This is a genomic window from Sinomonas sp. R1AF57 (assembly GCF_002224485.1).
Classification (GTDB): Bacteria; Actinomycetota; Actinomycetes; order Actinomycetales; family Micrococcaceae; genus Sinomonas; species Sinomonas flava.
On the sequence record NZ_CP022463.1, the window covers coordinates 208,429 to 225,476 of the forward strand.

A 17,048-nucleotide genomic window follows, 5' to 3' on the forward strand; every position below is an offset into this window, starting at 1 on the left:
TTTCGAAGCCTTGCGGTCAGTGAGGACCCCCGAGGATGAAACGGAAAACCATGAACATTCGGAAACTTCGCACGGCCGCAACGGCCATCTCCGCCGGGGCACTTGCCCTGTCCCTCGCCGCTTGCGGCTCGGCTGGCCCGGGTGGCGGATCGGCCGGCGCCGACGCCGCGACGATGTGGGGCCTCACGGGCGGCAACCAGGCCTCCCTGCAGAAGTCTGTGGACTCGTGGAACAAGGCGCACAGCGACGAGACCATCAAGCTCGACTTCTTCGCCAACGACGCGTACAAGACCAAGGTGCGCACGGCCGTCGGCGCCGGCCAGGGTCCCACCTTCATCTACGGCTGGGGCGGCGGCGTGCTCAAGTCCTACGTAGATGCGGGCCAGGTCGAGGACCTCACCGGCTTCCTCGACCAGAACCCGCAGGTGAAGGACCGCTACCTGCCGTCCGTGCTCAAGAACGGCCAAGTCAACGGCAAGACCTACGCCGTGCCGAACAACAACACGCAGCCGGTCGTCCTCTACTTCAACAAGGACGTGTTCGCGAAGGTGGGCGCGGAGCCGCCCAGGACCTGGGACGAGCTGATGGCCCTCGTGCCGAAGTTCAAGGACGCCGGGATCGCCCCCTTCTCCCTCGGCGGCCAGTCGAAGTGGCCTGACCTCATGTGGCTCGAGTACCTCGTCGAGCGCATCGGCGGCCCCCAGGTCTTCGCCGACATCGCAGCCAACAAGCCCAACGCCTGGTCGCATCCCGCGGTCACCGAGGCCCTCACCAAGATCCAGCAGCTTGTGGACGCAGGCGGCTTCGTCAACGGCTTCTCCTCCATCGCGGCGGACAGCAGCGCCGACCAGGCCCTGCTGTACACCGGCAAGGCGGCGATGATCCTCCAGGGCGGCTGGATCTACCAGGGCATGAAGAAGGACGCCGCCGACTTCGTCAAGAGCGGCAAGCTCGGCTTCACGGCCTTCCCGACGGTTTCGGGCGGCGCCGGGGACCCCAAGGACATCGTCGGCAACCCCTCCAACTTCTGGTCCGTGTCATCCAAGGCCACGGACGCGCAGAAGAAGACTGCGCAGGACTACATCAAGGACGGCATGTTCAACGATGAGAACACCCAGGACCTCATCAACTCGGGAGCGGTCCCGGTGATCAAGGGGATCGAGAGCAAGCTCGAGGCCTCGCCCGACAAGGACTTCCTGACCTTCGTCTACGGCATGGCGAAGGATGCGCCCAGCTTCACGCTCTCCTGGGACCAGGCGCTGAGCCCGGCCCAGGGCGACGCGATGCTCTCCAACCTCGACCAGATCTTCCTCAAGAAGATCACCCCCGAGCAGTTCGTCTCATCGATGAACGCGACGATCGGCAAGTAGGAGCTCCACGTGGCTCTGACAACCACCGCCTCCCGGCGGGCCCGCGAGAAGGGCCCGTCGGGGTGGCTGGCCGTTCCGGCCCTCGCGTTCTTCCTGGTCTTCGCCATCCTCCCGCTCATCGGCGTCCTCGCCCTGAGCTTCACGCGCTGGGACGGGCTGAGCGAGATCACGTTCGACGGCGTGTCCAGCTGGACTCGCGTCCTCACCGACGAGCTCACGCTGAATGCCCTCTGGGTGACGGCGAAGATCATGCTCTTCTCGTTCATCGTCCAAGCACCCATCAGCCTCCTGCTCGGTGTCTTCACAGCGGGCGCCCAGAAGTACCGGGCTGCCCTCGCAGTGCTCTACTTCGTGCCGCTCCTGCTCTCCTCGGCGGCGGTCGCCATCGCCTACAAGGCGCTGCTCGACCCGAACTTCGGCGTCGGGCCCGGGTTCGGCGTCCCCGCCCTCGCCCAGGACTGGCTGGGCAACTCGGACCTGGTCCTCTTCGTCGTCGTCTTCGTCATCGCGTGGCAGTTCGTGCCGTTCCACACGCTGATCTACCAGGGCGGTGTCCGGCAGATCCCCGTCTCGTTCTACGAGGCTGCGCAGATCGACGGCGCTGGGCGGGTCAAGCAGTTCCTCCACATCACCCTGCCGCAGCTGAAGTACACCATCATCACCTCCTCGACGCTGATGGTGCTCGGCTCCCTCGCGTACTTCGACCTCGTGTTCGTCCTCACCGCGGGCGGCCCCGGCTACTCGACCCGCCTCCTGCCCCTGCACATGTACCTGACCGGCTTCAAGGCCAACGACATGGGCGCGGCCAGCGCGCTGGGCGTCATCCTCGTCGTCATCGGCCTGGCCCTGGCGCTGCTGCTGCAGCGGCTCGGGGGCAAGAACGCCAATGCGAGCCAATTGGAAGGTGCCTGATGGCCTCTACCACCCAACTCCCTGTCCCCCCGGTGGCGCCCACGCGCCGTCGTGAGCGCGCGGCCACTCCTGTCAAGGGCCCGGGCAGGTCCCGGCCCAACCTTCTGGGCGGCCTCGGCGGATGGATCTGGCTCGCGATCATCATCCTGCCCATCTACTACGTGGTGATCACGAGCCTGAAGGACCAAGCCGGCTTCTTCACCACCAACCCGATGGCCCCGCCCGCCGAGCCGACCCTGGCGAACTACCAGCTGGTGCTCGAGAACAACTTCGTCCAGTACTTCGCCAACAGCCTCATCGTGACGATCGGCAGCGTCGTCCCGACCCTGTTCGTCTCGTTCATGGCGGCCTACGCGATCGTGCGGGGCAGGGGCCTTTTCCTGAACGTCACGAACAAGCTGTTCCTGCTGGGCCTCGCCATTCCGCTGCACGCGACGATCATCCCGATCTACTGGATGATCACGAGAGCCCACATGTACGACACCCTGCTGGCGCTCATGCTGCCCTCGATCGCCTTCGCAATCCCGATCTCGGTCCTGATCCTCGCGAACTTCATGCGGGACGTTCCGAACGAGCTGTTCGAATCGATGCGGCTCGACGGCTGCAGCGACTGGACGATGATGTGGCGGCTCGCGTTCCCACTGGTGAAGCCCGCAGTGGTGACGGTGGGCATCTACGACGCGCTCCACGTGTGGAACGGCTTCCTCTTCCCGCTCATCCTCACCCAGAGCCCCTCCACGCGGGTCCTGCCCCTGTCCCTGTGGACCTTCCAGGGCGAGTTCACGGCCAACATCCCGGCCGTGCTGGCCTCGGTGGTCCTCGCGACGCTCCCGCTCCTGGTCCTCTACGTCGTTGCCCGCCGCCAGCTGCTCAGTGGCCTCACGGCTGGATTCAGCAAGTGAGCGCGGTGTCGCGGCCCCTGCGCGTGGGGATGGTGGGCTATGCCTTCATGGGTGCGGCCCACTCGCAGGCATGGCGGACTGCGCCACGGTTCTTCGACCTCCCGCTGGCCCCCGTGATGGCCGCAGTGGCTGGGCGTGACCCGGGCCGGGTCGCGGAAGCCGCGGAGAAGCTCGGCTGGCAGTCCGCCGAGACCGACTGGCGCCGACTGATCGAGCGCGACGACATCGACCTCGTCGACATCTGCAGCCCCGGCGACACCCATGAGGAGATCGCGATCGCCGCGCTCGAGGCCGGCAAGCACGTCCTGTGCGAGAAGCCGCTTGCGAACTCGGTGGCGGAGGCGGAACGGATGACGGCGGCTGCGGACGCCGCCGCATCCCGCGGGGTGTTCGCAATGTGCGGATTCTCCTACCGCCGCACCCCTGCACTCTCTCTCGCCAAGAGACTCGTGGACGAGGGCGCGCTGGGCGCTCTCCGCCACGTGCGCGCCCAGTACCTGCAGGACTGGCTCACCGACGAGAACGCGCCGCTGACGTGGCGGCTCGACAGGTCGAAGTCCGGCTCGGGCTCGCTCGGAGACATCGGCGCCCACATCATCGACGCCGCGCAGTGGATTTCCGGACAGAACATCACCGGGGTCTCGGCCCTGCTGGAGACGTTCGTCAAGGAGCGGCCGGTGGGCGGCGACTTCGTCGGGCTGGGCGGACACGGCGGCACCGAGGGCCCGAAGGGTGCTGTGACGGTCGACGATGCCGCAGTCTTCAGCGCCCGGTTCGGCGGGGGTGCCCGTACAGCAGGGGTTGCCGGTCTGTCGGGCCCGATCGGCGTCTTCGAGGCGACGAGGTTCGCCCTCGGCCGGAAGAACGCGATGCGGCTCGAGCTCAACGGCTCGAAGGCCTCGCTCGCGTTCGACTTCGAGGACATGAACTCCCTGTGGTTCTACGACGCAGCCGACGAGCCGAATGCCGGGTTCCGGAAGATCCAGGTCACCGAGCCTGAGCACCCGTACACCGGGCACTGGTGGCCTGTGGGCCACGGCCTCGGCTACGAGCACGCGTTCACCCACCAGGCGGTGGACCTGATTGAGGCGATCGCGGCAGGGAAGCAGCCCGCGCCGTCGTTCGCGGACGCGCTCCAGGTCCAGCGCGTCCTGGAAGCCGTCGAAGCGAGCGCCGCGGACGAGAGCCGCTGGACCAAGGTGGAAGGAGCCTGACCATGGCACGACCGATCACGCTGTTCACCGGCCAATGGGCCGATCTGCCGTTCGAGGAAGTCGCGCGGCTTGCGGGGGAGTGGGGTTTCGACGGGCTCGAGATCGCCTGCTGGGGCGACCATCTCGACCCCGTGCGCGCCGCTGAGGACGACGCATACCTGCAGGGCCGGCTCGACATCCTCGAGAAGCACGAGCTCCGGGTCTTCGCCATTGCGAACCACCTCACCGGCCAAGCCGTGTGCGACGACCCCATCGACGAGCGGCATCGCGGAATCCTTCCCGACATTGTGTGGGTCGACGGAGACCCGGAAGGCGTGCGCCAGCGCGCGGCGGAAGCCATGAAGGCCACGGCGCGCGCCGCTGCCCGGCTAGGGGTCGAGACCGTCACCGGGTTCACGGGATCCTCGATCTGGAAGGCCGTGGCAATGTTCCCGCCCGTTCCCGACGGAATGATCGAGGCTGGGTACCGGGACTTCGCCGACCGCTGGAACCCCATCATGGACGTCTTCGATGAGGTGGGCGTCAGATTCGCCCTCGAGGTGCACCCGTCCGAGATCGCGTACGACTACTGGACTGCCAGGCGCACGCTCGAGGCCATCGGCCACCGGGAGTCCTTCGGGCTCAACTTCGATCCCTCGCACTTCATCTGGCAGGACCTCGACCCCGTCATGTTCCTGCAGGACTTCGCCGAGAAGATCTTCCACGTCCACGTCAAGGAGTCCGTCCGGCAGCTCAACGGGCGCAACGGCCGGCTCGGCTCCCATCTGGCGTGGGCGGACCCCCGCCGCGGCTGGGACTTCGTCACCGCCGGGCACGGGCATGTGCAGTGGGAGCCGATCTTCCGCACCCTCAACGCCATCGGGTACGAGGGGCCGACAAGCATCGAATGGGAGGACGCCGGCATGGACCGCCTCGTCGGGGCGCCGCAGGCACTGGCCCTGGTGCGCGGCCTGGCCGAGATCGCCCCGCCCGCGGCGGCATTCGACGCCGCCTTCAGCAGCAAAGGAAACCACTAGATGACCACCAAGAACGCGCTCGTGGTGCGCGGGGGCTGGGACGGGCACCAGCCCGTCGAAGCCACGGACCTCTTCATCCCGCACCTGAAGTCGAACGGCTACGAGGTGCGGATCGAGGAATCGCCCAAGATCTACGCCGATGCCGAGTACATGGCCACCGTCGACCTCGTGATGCAGTGCATGACGATGTCCACGATCGAGAAGGACGAGTTCGAGGGCCTCCGGGCCGCCGTCGAGAACGGGACCGGTCTGGCTGGCTGGCACGGGGGAATCGCGGACTCGTACCGCAACACCTCCGACTACCTGCACCTCATCGGCGGCCAGTTCGCCTGCCACCCGGGCAAGCACCCCGACGAGCGCACCGGCGAGCAGGCAGACAACTACGTTCCCTACACCGTCAACATGCTCCCAGCAGCCAGCGACCACCCGATCACCCGAGGCATCTCGGACTTCGACCTCGTGACCGAGCAGTACTGGGTCCTCGCCGACGACTACATCGACGTCCTCGCCACGACCACCCAGAAGGTCCGCGCGTGGGACCCGTGGCACCGCGAGGTCACGTCACCCGCCATCTGGACGCGCGAGTGGGGGGCTGGACGCATCTTCGTCTGCACGCCCGGCCACCGGGTCGAGGTCCTCCAGGACCCCAATGTCCGCACCATCATCGAAAGGGGCCTGCTGTGGGCAAGCCGGTAGGAACAGAAGGACCGGGCGCGGTCGGGACGCCGCTGAACATCGGCATCGTCGGCTGCGGGAAGATCGTGGGCCAGTACCTGGACAGCTTCCGGCGGCTGCCGGACGTCCGGCTCGTCGCGGTGGCCGACATCGACGCCTCGCGCGCCCAGGACGTGGCGCGGGAGTACGGAGACGGTGTGCGCGCCCTCGGCGTGGACGAGCTCCTCGCAGCCGGCGACGTGGACCTCGTCCTCAACCTCACGGTCCCGGCGGCCCACGCCGAGGTCGCGCTGGCCGCGATTGCTGCGGGCAAGCATGTGTACGGCGAGAAGCCGCTGGCGGCGACGACCCGGGAAGCCCGGGAGGTCCTGGAGGCCGCGCGGGAGGCGGGCGTTGTCGTAGGCTGCGCGCCGGACACCGTGCTCGGCACGGGAATCCAGACCGCCAGGAAGGCGATCGACGACGGCCTCATCGGCGAACCGGTCGCCGCCACCGCCACCATGGTCACCCCGGGCCACGAGCGCTGGCATCCGAACCCCGATTTCTACTACGTGCCCGGCGGCGGCCCCCTGCTGGACATGGGTCCGTACTATGTGAGCGCCCTGGTCACCCTGCTGGGACCGGTTGCCTCGGTGATCGGCGCGGCGAGCCACACCCGCGCGGAGCGCGTGATCGGCTCCGGCCGGCGCGTTGGAGAGAAGATCCCCGTCACCACCGACACGCACGTCACGGGCGTCCTGGTGCACGAGTCCGGGGCCCTGTCGACGCTCGTCATGAGCTTCGACGCCGTCAAGACCAAGTCGCCGAACATCGAGGTCCACGGATCTCTGGGGACGCTCGCCGTGCCGGACCCGAACCACTTCGACGGCGATACGCAACTCTTCAGGCTCGGCGGGGACGACTGGGAGACCCTCGTTACCACTGCGGGCTACCTCGATTCAGGCCGTGGCTTTGGCATCGCAGACCTCGCCCGGACCCTCGCAGGCGGGCCTGTCGAGGAGCCCCGGGCTGGGGGAACGCTTGCCTACCACACGCTCGATGTCATGGAATCGCTGCTCGAGTCCGCCCGCACGGGGCGCGCAGTGGAGGTGACGAGCCGCGCGGAGCGGCCGCGCGCCGTCGTGCTCCAGGACTTGGCCGACCGGGCGCGTGAAGGCTCGCTCTCCGCATGAGCGGGGTGAGCGCCGCACTCCGTGCCGGTGACTATGCCGCCACCGTCACCGGCACGGCCGGTGCCCTCGCCTCGCTGACCTACCGGGGGAGGGACCTTGTGGTGCCCTTCGCGCCCGGCGCGCCGATCCCGGCCTTCCGTGGCATCGTCGCCGCCCCCTGGCCCAACCGCCTCGCCGACGGGCGGTACAGGGCTGCCGGCCGCGACCTCGCTGTCCCTGTCACAGAACCCGAGCGCGGCTGCGCCCTGCACGGCCTCGCGCTGGCGCGGGAGTGGGACCTCGTCGCGCACGACGGCGTCACGGTCGCCTTCGCGCTCGACCTCGGCCCGAGCGAGGGCTACCCCTTCAGGCTGCGGCTCGAGGTGCGGTACGCGCTCAGCGCCGGCGGCCTGGACTGGTCCGTGCGGGCGGCGAATGTGGGGGAGGGGCGCGCACCGTACGGCGTGTGCCCCCACCCGTATCTCGTGGCGGGACCCTCACCGCTGGACTCGTGGGAGCTCCAGGTCCCCGGGGAGGCGTTCCTCGAGGTCACCCCCGACAGGCTCCTGCCCCTCGGCACGCGCACCGTGGAGGGGCACGAGTTTGACTTCCGCGAGTCCCGCACGATCGGGCAGACGGAGATCGACCATGCCTTCACCCGCCTCCGCTTCGATCAGGGGGTGGCCAGGGCGGTCGTGCGGGATCCCTCGGGGAGCGGAGTCGTCATGGAGTGGGATGCCGGGTGCCCATGGGTGCAGGTCCACACGGCGGACAGGCCTGCGCCCGCGCCGAGCCGTCTCGGAGTCGCCGTCGAACCGATGACCTGCCCGCCCAACGCCTTCGCGAGCGGGACCGACCTCGTGTGGCTCGCGCCCGGCGAGGAGCACAAGACGGGGTGGCGGATCCGCGCACTCGAGGGGTGACGGTCTCCTGACGGGACCGTCAGCCCAGGAGCGCGTGCGGCGCAGCGAGGGCACGCCGCACCGCAGCGCCGGCCGCGCCCGTGACGGCGGCGGAGGCGCCGAGGTCGGAGAAGGTGACGGCGGCGATGCGGCCCGGCGCGAGGTCGTCGAGCGTCTCGTCGAGAGCGGGTCCGAGGACGTCGCGGAGCAGCCCGAAATGGCCTCCGAGGACTACCGCGGAGAGGTCCACGAGCCGTGCGGCGGCGACGACCGCTACGGCGAGCGCCTCGCCCGCGCGCTTGACCGCGCGGATCGCCCTGTCGTCCCCGGCGTCCAGGGACCTCGTCAGCGCAGCCAGCCGACCCGTCGTCGTGCTCCCACCGCCGGTGATGCCCGCGGCGCCGAGGATCGCCTCCTGCCCGGCCACAGTCTCGACGCACCCGCGGCCGCCGCAGGAGCAGCGGCGTCCGCCGGGATCGACGACGACGTGGCCCACCTCGCCGGCATGCCCGCCGGCACCCGTGAACAGCTGTGAGCCGATGACGAGGCCGCCTCCTACGCCCACTTCGCCCGAGAGGTACAGGTAGGAGCCGAGCGCGCGTCCCCGCCCGTACCAGAGCTCGGCGAGGGCCGCGCTGTCCGCCTCGTTGGACAGCTCGGCCGCGAACGGCGTTCCCGGTACGAGGTCCTCGAGGGCGTCGGCAAGCGGCACATCGTCCCACCCGAGGTTGGGCGCGGTGGCGACCCTGCCCGAGGTCGCGTCCACGATGCCGGGGACGGCCAGGCCTCCGCCGAGGAGCTCGACCCCGTCCGCACTGGCGGCGTCACGGACCCGGGCGGCCAGGCCGTGGAGGTCCGCGAGGACGTCCCCGGGGGCTCGGCCCTGGTTGGACGCCTCGACCGTCTCATGGACGCGGAGCTGGCCCCTCAGGTCGAGGACGCCCACGGCCAGGTAGTCCACGTTGACCTCGGCGCCGAGCGCGCCGCGGCGGGGGTTCAGCGCGAGGCCCACGCCAGGCCGACCGCGCTCGCCGCCGCGCGTGACGCCGACCTCCTCGAGGAGGCCCGTCTCGAGGAGGTCCGCCACGAGGCTGGAGACCGATGCCTTGGTCAGGCCGGAGACCGCTGCGATCTCGGCTCTGCTCGCGACAGCGTCCGGGCCGAGGCAGCCCAGGACGAGGGCCAGGTTCCGCCGCCGGACGTCCCCCACCCGTCCGGGTGCGGGGGTGGCCTCTGACGTCATGGGGTCCTCCCGAAGAAAAGTGTTGACCACATCACACCACGGTCCATATAGTTCAGAACGAATACTAATTCACCCACCCCCTTCCCGAGGAGCTCCCCATGGCACTGGCGCCGACCCCTGAGAACAAGTTCACCTTCGGCCTCTGGACCGTGGGCTGGACGGGCAATGACCCGTTCGGCGTCCCGACCCGCAAGGAGCTGGACCCCGTCGCGGCGGTGCACCGGCTGGCCGGGCTCGGCGCGTACGGCATCACCTTCCACGACAACGACCTCGTCCCGTTCGGCGCCACCGCGGACGAGCGGGAGCTGATCCTCAAGCGCTTCCGCGGCGCCCTGGAGGAGACGGGCCTGAAGGTCCCCATGGTCACGACCAACCTGTTCAGCCACCCGGTGTTCAAGGACGGTGGGTTCACCTCGAACGACCGTTCCGTGCGCCGCTTCGGCCTTGCCAAGGTGCTGCGCAACATCGACCTCGCCGCAGAGCTCGGTGCCGAGACGTTCGTGATGTGGGGCGGCCGCGAGGGCTCCGAGTACGACGGGTCCAAGGACCTCGCCGCGGCGCTGGACCGGTACCGCGAGGGCGTGGACACGGCGGCGGCCTACATCAAGGAGAAGGGCTACGGACTGCGCATCGCCCTCGAGCCCAAGCCGAACGAGCCGCGCGGGGACATCCTCCTCCCGACCGTGGGCCACGGCCTCGCGTTCATCGCCCAGCTCGAGCACGGGGACATCGTGGGCCTGAACCCCGAGACCGGCCATGAGCAGATGGCCGGGCTGAACTTCACCCACGGCATCGCCCAGGCGCTGTGGGCCGGCAAGCTGTTCCACATCGACCTCAACGGCCAGCGTGGCATCAAGTACGACCAGGACCTCGTCTTCGGCCACGGCGACCTCACCAGCGCGTTCTTCACGGTCGACCTGCTCGAGAACGGCTTCCCGAACGGCGGCCCCCGCTACGACGGCCCGCGCCACTTCGACTACAAGCCCTCCCGCACCGACGGGTATGACGGCGTGTGGGAGTCTGCGAAGGCGAACATGCGCATGTACCTGCTCCTGGCGGAGCGTGCGGCCGCGTTCCGCGCCGATGCCGAGGTCCAGGAGGCCCTCGCTGCCTCGGGAGTCTTCGAGCTCGCCGAACCCACTCTCGCGGCGGGGGAGACGACGGCGGACCTGCTCGCCGACGCCTCCGCGTTCGAGGAGTTCGACGCAGAGAAGGCCGCGGAGCGGTCGTACGCCTTCATCCGCCTCAACCAGCTCGCCCTCGAGCACCTCCTCGGGGCACGCTGACTCCATGGCAACGCTCGTCGCCGGAGTCGACAGCTCCACCCAGTCCTGCAAGGTCGTTGTCCGCGACGCCGAGACCGGCGGGCTTGTGCGCTCCGGCTCGGCCCGCCACCCGGAGGGCACTGAGGTCCACCCCGGCGCGTGGTGGGACTCCCTCCAGGCCGCTGTGGCCGCCGCGGGCGGCCTCGACGACGTCGCCGCCGTCTCGGTCGCCGGCCAGCAGCACGGCATGGTGTGCCTCGACGCCTCCGGCGAGGTCGTCAGGCCCGCCCTGCTCTGGAACGACATCCGCTCCGCGGCCGCGGCGGAGGATCTGGTCAAAGAGGCGGGCGACGGCGATCCCTCCTCGGGCGCGCGGTTCTGGGCGGAGGCCACCGGCACCGTGCCGGTCGCCTCGATCACCGCGGCCAAGCTGCGCTGGCTGGCAGAGAACGAGCCTGAGAATGCGGCGCGCACGGCGGCCGTCTGCCTCCCGCACGACTGGCTCACCTGGCGCCTCGCAGGGCACGGGGCCGGGTCCGGCCCGGCGGGGCTGGCTGCCCTGGCCACCGACCGCTCGGACGCGTCGGGTACGGGGTACTGGTCGCCCGCCGCAGGCGACTATCTTCCGGCGGTGCTCGAACAGGCTCTCGGCCGGGTTCCGGCGCTGCCGCGGGTGCTCGGCCCCCTCGAATCGGCCGGGACCGCACGCGTGCTCGCTCCGGGAGCCCTTCTGGGACCGGGGGCAGGGGACAATGCTGGGGCCGCTCTCGGGGTCGGAGCGGGGGTCGGCGACGTAGTGGTCTCGATCGGCACCTCGGGCACCGTCTTCGCCGTGGCCGGGCACGCGACGTCCGACGCGTCCGGGCTTGTCGCTGGCTTCGCCGACGCCACCGGGCACTACCTGCCGCTCGTCTGCACGCTCAACGCCTCGCGCGTGCTGGACGCGACGGCGGCGCTGCTCGGCGTCACGCTGCCCGGGCTGACCGAGCTGGCACTCTCCGCCCCGTCCGGGGCGGACGGACTGACGCTCGTGCCGTACTTTGAAGGCGAGCGCACGCCGAACCTGCCCGATGCTATGGGCTCCCTGCACGGCATCACGCTGAAGAGCTACACGCCCGCGAACCTCGCACGGGCCGCAGTCGAAGGCATCATGTGCTCCCTCGCGGACGGGTTCGCGGCGCTGACGGCCCAGGGCGTCCGGGCCGAACGAGCCATCCTCGTCGGCGGAGGCGCACGATCGCGTGCCGTCCAGGAAGCAGCAGCCCAGATCCTCGGGCTCACCGTCCTCGTCCCCGAACCCGGAGAATACGTGGCCGACGGCGCCGCACGCCAAGCCGCGGGAGTCCTCAGCGGTCGGCTTCCGGACTGGGAAACCGGGCGCACGACGACGGTGACGTCGCCTCCCGCTCCACGGATCCTCGAGCGGTACCGCGCCGCCGTCTCGACCTCCTGCCCCGGGGGCCGGGCATGAAGAACTGGGCCGGGAACCTCGACTATTCGGCTGCTTCCGTGGCTCGGCCCGAGTCCACGGCAGAGCTCGCCGAGCTTGTCGCAGCCGCCGCGCGCCGCGGGGACCGGGTCAAGGCCCTGGGCTCGCGGCACTGCTTCAACGATGTCGCCGACACCTCCGGCCTGCAGGTGGTGCTGGACAGGATGCCGGGCGGGGTCGAGCTCGATTCGTCCCGCGCGACCGTGCGCGTGCCGGGAGGGCGCGCCTATGGAGAGTTGGCGCTCGCACTCGAGCGCGCGGGATGGGCGCTGAAGAACATGGCGTCCCTCCCGCACATCTCGGTCGCGGGAGCGGTCCAGACAGGCACTCATGGTTCGGGGACGAGGAACCCGGGGCTGGCCTCAGCGGTGAAGGCCGTCGAGTTGATGCGGGCGTCCGGGGACATCGAGCGGCTCGAGGAGGGCGATGGCGACGAGTTCCTCGGTTCCGTGGTGGCACTCGGTGCGCTGGGGATCGTGACCGCGCTCGAGCTCGCGATCGAGCCCAGCTATCAGGTGCGCCAGCAGGTGTTCGAGGACTTGCCATGGGAAGCGGTGCTCGCAGACTACGACGCGGTGGCCGGGGACGGCTACAGCGTCTCGCTCTTCACGGACTACGCCGGCGACTGCGTGCAGCAGGTGTGGCGGAAGGTGCGCCTTGACGCTGAGCCCGGCCCCGCGCCGTCGTCCTTCCACGGTGCGGTGCCCGCCACTCGGCAGCGGCACCCCCTTCCGGAGATGGATGCCGTGAACTGCACTGAGCAGCTCGATGTGCCCGGGCCCTGGCTTGACCGCCTGCCGCACTTCCGGCACGAATTCACGCCGAGCGCTGGCGACGAACTCCAGACGGAGTACCTGCTGCCTCGGGTGCACGCCGCCGAGGCACTCCAGTCGGTGCGCGGCCTCGCGGAGAGGCTCGCTCCGCTCCTGTTCGTCTCAGAGGTCAGGACTGTCGCTTCGGACGAGTTCTGGCTCAGCCCCTCGTACCGTCAGGACAGCATCGCCCTGCACTTCACCTGGCGGCCTCTGCCCGTCGAGGTCGAGGCGTTCCTTCCCGAACTCGAGGACTCGCTGGCGCCGTTCGGGGCGCGGCCGCATTGGGGGAAGGTGTTCTCCCTGACCGCACCACAGCTCAGGGGACTCTACCCGCGGTTCGACGACTTCCGGGACCTGGTCGCCGCGCGCGATCCTGCGGGGCTGTTCCGCAACGCCTATCTGGACCGTACCCTGGGCGCCTGACCCGACTCTCCGGGGCCCGATCCTACGCCCAGAGCGCCTTGCGGAGCAGCGCCGTGAGCGTGCCGGCCTCGTCGTCCGTCAGCGCCGAGAGCTGCTGGCGCTCGCAGGCTCTGATCTCCGCCTGCGCCTTCGCATGCACCACTTCGCCCTCCGGGGTCGCGAGCACGATCTTCTGGCGCCTGTCCGTGCGTCCCTGCTCGCGCGTCACGAGGCCGCGCTTCTCGAGCTCGTCCACGAGGCTGACGATCTGGCTCGGGTCAAGGCTCAGGAAGTCCGCGAGCTCGCGCTGGGTCGGCTCGAGGCCGCTGCAGGCGAGGCGCAGCACCGAGTAGGAGCGCTCGCGAAGCCCGAACTCCGCCAGGGCGTGGTTGTTGAGCACGGACCCGGTCGCGTGCAGCTTGGCCAGCAGCAGGCCGACGTCGCCGCCGATGGCCGAGGAAGCGAGCCGCGGAGCGCCGTCGCCTTCAATCTGGAAGTCCACGCTCATGGGCATCTCCTACCGTGCGAAAAATCTGGACGAAAAAATCAATCGTTGACATTCTCAATGATCCGTAATTTCATGGACTGTGACAAGGGTCTCACGGTCAGCAGGCCGCGGGCACCGCATGGAGCGAAGTGCGAAGGAGCATGGCATGAGCCTGGCAGGCAAGGTAGCGATCGTGACCGGCAGCGGACAGGGCCTGGGCCTCGCCTACGCCCGTGAGCTGGCCCGTCAGGGCGCTGCGGTCGTCGTCAACGACGTCAACGAGGAGACCGCCGCCGCGGCCGTGGCGCAGATCGAGGCCGACGGCGGGAAGGCGACGGCCGTCGTCGTTCCCGTGGGCACGTCCGAGGCCGCCAAGGCCCTCGTCGACGGTGCCGTGGAGGCGTTCGGCCGTCTGGACATCCTCGTCACGAACGCCGGGATCCTGCGGGACAAGAGCCTGCTGAAGATGACGGACGAGGACTTCGACCTCGTCATCAACGTCCACCTCAAGGGCACGTTCACGTGCGTCCGCGAGGCCTACGCGTACTTCAAGGAGAACGGGGTGGCCGGCCGCATCGTCACCATCGGCTCCCCGACCGGGCAGCGCGGCAACTTCGGCCAGACCAACTACGCTGCGGCGAAGGCCGGGATCGTGGGCATGGTGCGCACGTGGGCGCTGGAGATGAAGAAGGCCGGCGTGACCGTCAACGCCGTCATCCCCGTGGCCGCGACCGCGATGACCAAGACAGTCCCGTACTTCGCCAAGGCCGTCGAGGCGGACGAGCGCGGCGAGGCCATGCCGGCCTTCTTCCGCCACGACCTCGGCTTCGGCACGGCCGACGACGTCGCCGGCCTCGTCGCGTACCTGGCCTCCGACGCCGCCGCCGGCATCACGGGCCAGGCGATCGGCGCCGGCGGCGACCGCCTGCAGGTGTGGACCCACCCCGAGCCGGCCACGACCGACTACCGCGAGGGCGGCTGGACGTACGAGGCACTCCAGGAGCAGGGCGCCGAGCTCATCGGCGGCCACCTGCAGAGCGTGGGCGAGGAGTTCCTCCCGCTGCCCGCCGAGCTGCAGCCGGAGGCCGACAAGGCCGGGGCGAAGGCCGGTGCCTGAGGTGGCCCGCTACGAACTCGGCATCGACGTCGAGGCCATCGACGCGATCGACATGCACGTGCACGTCGAGATCGACGGCCACGGCCACTGCTCCCTCCCGGACGACCTCAACGAGGCCTCCTCGAAGTACTTCAAGGCCGAGGACCGGCACCCCACCCTCGAGAAGATCGCGGACACCTACCGCGGGCTGAACATGGCGGCGGTGGTCTTCACGGTCGACGCCCGCACCCAGCTCCACCACGAGCCCAACTCGATCGAGGACCTCATCGCCGGCGCGGCCGAGCACAACGACGTCCTCATCCCGTTCGGCTCGGTGGACCCGCGCACGGGCGAGGACGCGATCGCCCGCGCCAAGCATCAGGCGCTCGAGCTCGGGGCCCGCGGATTCAAGTTCCACCCCTCCCTGCAGGGATTCGACCCGTCCAGCGAGGAGTTCTACCCGCTGTGGGCGGCGCTCGAGGAGCTGGGCCTGCCGGCGGTCTTCCACACGGGCCAGAACGGGATGGGCGCGGGCATGCCGGGCGGCCGCGGGATCAAGCTGCGGTACTCGAACCCGCTCCTGCTCGACGACGTCGCCGCGGACTTCCCAGGCCTGACCGTAATCATGGCCCACCCGTCCGTGCCCTGGCAGGACGAGGCGATCTCGATCGCCACGCACAAGGCGAACGCGTTCATCGACCTGTCCGGCTGGTCCCCGAAGTACTTCCCGGAGTCGCTGGTGAAGGCGTCCAACTCGATGCTGCAGGACAAGGTCCTCTTCGCGACCGACTTCCCGCTCATCACCCCGGCCAAGTGGCTCGGCGCGTTCGCCGAGCTGCCGCTGAAGGACAGCGTCCGGCCGAAGATCCTCAAGGACAACGCGGTGAAGCTGCTCGGCCTGGGTGCCGGGGGAGAAGACTGAGATGGACCTCTACTCAGCCTGCGACTGGTACGACGCCGCCGCCCTCCTGACCGACGACGAGCGGCTGGTCCTCGGGCGCCTGCGCGAGTTCCTCGAGGAGAAGGCCAAGCCGCTGGTGGGCGACTACTGGGAGCGCGGCGAGTTCCCCTACGAGATCGCCCAGCCCCTCATCGACCTCGACATCATGGAGCCTGCCGAGCTCACCCGCGACGGCGAGAAGGCCCGCGGGATCTACCATGGCTTCCGGATCTTCGAGCTCGCCCGCACCGATGCGTCCATCGCGACGTTCTACACGGCCCAGGCCGGGCTGTTCCGCACCGCCATCCGCGTGGGCGCCTCCGAGGAGCAGAAGAAGGAGTGGATGCCCAAGGTCGTGGACTTCTCGCTCAAGGGCGTCTTCTCCCTCACCGAGCCCGAGTCGGGCTCGGACATTGCCGGCGGCCTCGCGACCACGGCCCGGCGTGAGGGCGACTCGTGGGTCCTCGACGGCGCGAAGCGCTGGATCGGCGGGGCGTTCACCGCAGACGTCCTGGCGGTCTTCGCCCGCGACGTGGCCGACGGGCAGGTGAAGGCCTTCCTCGTCCCGCGGGAAGCGCCGGGCGTCACCCTCGAGAAGATCCACCGCAAGACGGCGCTGCGGATGATGCAGAACGCGCACATCACGCTCGACGGCGTGCGCGTCACCGAGGCGGACCGCCTCCACAACGTGAACTCGTTCAAGGACGTGGCCGCGATGCTGCGCGCCATGCGCTCGGATGTCGCCTGGATCGCCACCGGCATCCAGGCCGGAGCGTTCGAAGCCGCTCTCAAGTACGTGCGGGAGCGCGAGCAGTTCGGCCGCCAGATCGGCTCGTTCCAGCTCGTCCAGGAGAAGCTCGCCCGCATGCTGGGCAATCTCACCTCGAGCCTGTCCCTCGTCGTCCGGCTCACCGAGCAGCAGGAGAAGGGCATCTACCGGGACCAGGACTCCGCACTGGCCAAGATGCAGACCTCCCTGCTCATGCGCGAGACCGTGGCCCTCGCCCGCGAGGTTGTAGGCGGCAACGGCATCACCCTGGACACCGATGTCGCCCGGTTCCACGCCGACGCCGAAGCCGTCTACTCCTACGAGGGCACGCACGAGATCAACGCCCTCATCGTCGGGCGCGCCCTCACCGGGCAGAGCGCCTTCACCAAATAGAGAACCC

General features: G+C 69.6%; 16 protein-coding genes. 14 read left to right on the plus strand and 2 right to left on the minus strand.

Annotated features, from left to right (window positions below; genetic code table 11):
- Positions 1-50: 50 nt before the first annotated feature.
- The 8 genes from CGQ25_RS01055 to CGQ25_RS01090 are packed head-to-tail and all read left to right on the plus strand — an operon-like array spanning position 51 to position 8,163.
- Complete coding sequence (locus CGQ25_RS01055; protein ID WP_208711413.1) at positions 51-1,370, plus strand: extracellular solute-binding protein; 1,320 nt, start codon at positions 51-53, stop codon at positions 1,368-1,370.
- Positions 1,371-1,379: 9 nt separating this feature from the next.
- Entirely contained in the window at positions 1,380-2,282 is a 903-nt protein-coding gene (locus CGQ25_RS01060; protein WP_208711414.1) for a carbohydrate ABC transporter permease, read from the plus strand.
- Positions 2,282-3,184: a carbohydrate ABC transporter permease gene (locus CGQ25_RS01065; protein WP_208711415.1), complete on the plus strand. Its 903-nt coding sequence runs from the start codon at positions 2,282-2,284 to the stop codon at positions 3,182-3,184. Before CGQ25_RS01060 ends, CGQ25_RS01065 begins: the two co-directional genes overlap by 1 nt.
- A gap of 29 nt (positions 3,185-3,213) precedes the next feature.
- Positions 3,214-4,398, plus strand: coding sequence for a Gfo/Idh/MocA family protein (locus CGQ25_RS01070; protein WP_208712797.1), 1,185 nt, complete (start codon positions 3,214-3,216; stop codon positions 4,396-4,398).
- Between the two features lie 2 nt (positions 4,399-4,400).
- On the plus strand, positions 4,401-5,414 hold the full coding sequence (locus CGQ25_RS01075; protein WP_208711416.1) for a sugar phosphate isomerase/epimerase: 1,014 nt from the start codon (positions 4,401-4,403) through the stop codon (positions 5,412-5,414).
- Complete coding sequence (locus tag CGQ25_RS01080; RefSeq protein ID WP_208711417.1) at positions 5,415-6,110, plus strand: ThuA domain-containing protein; 696 nt, start codon at positions 5,415-5,417, stop codon at positions 6,108-6,110.
- Positions 6,095-7,261 (plus strand): Gfo/Idh/MocA family protein, encoded by a 1,167-nt coding sequence (locus CGQ25_RS01085; protein WP_208711418.1) that lies wholly within the window; start codon positions 6,095-6,097, stop codon positions 7,259-7,261. Before CGQ25_RS01080 ends, CGQ25_RS01085 begins: the two co-directional genes overlap by 16 nt.
- A complete protein-coding gene (locus CGQ25_RS01090; protein WP_208711419.1) occupies positions 7,258-8,163 on the plus strand; it encodes an aldose 1-epimerase family protein in 906 nt (301 codons plus the stop codon). Before CGQ25_RS01085 ends, CGQ25_RS01090 begins: the two co-directional genes overlap by 4 nt.
- A 19-nt stretch (positions 8,164-8,182) precedes the next feature.
- Here CGQ25_RS01090 and CGQ25_RS01095 read toward each other — a convergent pair whose 3' ends face one another.
- On the minus strand, positions 8,183-9,385 hold the full coding sequence (locus tag CGQ25_RS01095; protein WP_208711420.1) for an ROK family protein: 1,203 nt from the start codon (positions 9,383-9,385) through the stop codon (positions 8,183-8,185).
- A gap of 98 nt (positions 9,386-9,483) precedes the next feature.
- Here CGQ25_RS01095 and xylA point away from each other — a divergent pair, with 98 nt between their 5' ends.
- From xylA to CGQ25_RS01110, 3 genes are read left to right on the plus strand one after another with little or no spacing between them, the layout of a single operon-like run.
- Positions 9,484-10,671 (plus strand): xylose isomerase, encoded by a 1,188-nt coding sequence (gene xylA, locus CGQ25_RS01100; protein ID WP_208711421.1) that lies wholly within the window; start codon positions 9,484-9,486, stop codon positions 10,669-10,671.
- 4 nt (positions 10,672-10,675) lie between these two features.
- Complete coding sequence (locus tag CGQ25_RS01105; RefSeq protein WP_208711422.1) at positions 10,676-12,121, plus strand: xylulokinase; 1,446 nt, start codon at positions 10,676-10,678, stop codon at positions 12,119-12,121.
- Entirely contained in the window at positions 12,118-13,377 is a 1,260-nt protein-coding gene (locus tag CGQ25_RS01110; protein WP_208711423.1) for a D-arabinono-1,4-lactone oxidase, read from the plus strand. The genes CGQ25_RS01105 and CGQ25_RS01110 overlap by 4 nt, the downstream gene beginning before the upstream one ends.
- A 22-nt stretch (positions 13,378-13,399) precedes the next feature.
- Here the strand turns inward: CGQ25_RS01110 and CGQ25_RS01115 are convergent, their stop codons facing one another.
- On the minus strand, positions 13,400-13,870 hold the full coding sequence (locus tag CGQ25_RS01115) for a MarR family winged helix-turn-helix transcriptional regulator (RefSeq protein WP_369802266.1): 471 nt from the start codon (positions 13,868-13,870) through the stop codon (positions 13,400-13,402).
- 139 nt (positions 13,871-14,009) lie between these two features.
- Here CGQ25_RS01115 and CGQ25_RS01120 point away from each other — a divergent pair, with 139 nt between their 5' ends.
- Genes CGQ25_RS01120 through CGQ25_RS01130 form a run of 3 tightly spaced genes read left to right on the plus strand, consistent with a single transcriptional unit; the run spans position 14,010 to position 17,041 of the window.
- Positions 14,010-14,960, plus strand: a complete 951-nt coding sequence (locus tag CGQ25_RS01120) for an SDR family NAD(P)-dependent oxidoreductase (protein WP_208711425.1) — start codon at positions 14,010-14,012, stop codon at positions 14,958-14,960.
- Between the two features lie 52 nt (positions 14,961-15,012).
- Positions 15,013-15,861: an amidohydrolase family protein gene (locus CGQ25_RS01125; RefSeq protein ID WP_208712798.1), complete on the plus strand. Its 849-nt coding sequence runs from the start codon at positions 15,013-15,015 to the stop codon at positions 15,859-15,861.
- A gap of 1 nt (position 15,862) precedes the next feature.
- Positions 15,863-17,041 (plus strand): acyl-CoA dehydrogenase family protein, encoded by a 1,179-nt coding sequence (locus CGQ25_RS01130; protein WP_208711426.1) that lies wholly within the window; start codon positions 15,863-15,865, stop codon positions 17,039-17,041.
- The last annotated feature ends 7 nt before the right edge of the window (positions 17,042-17,048 follow it).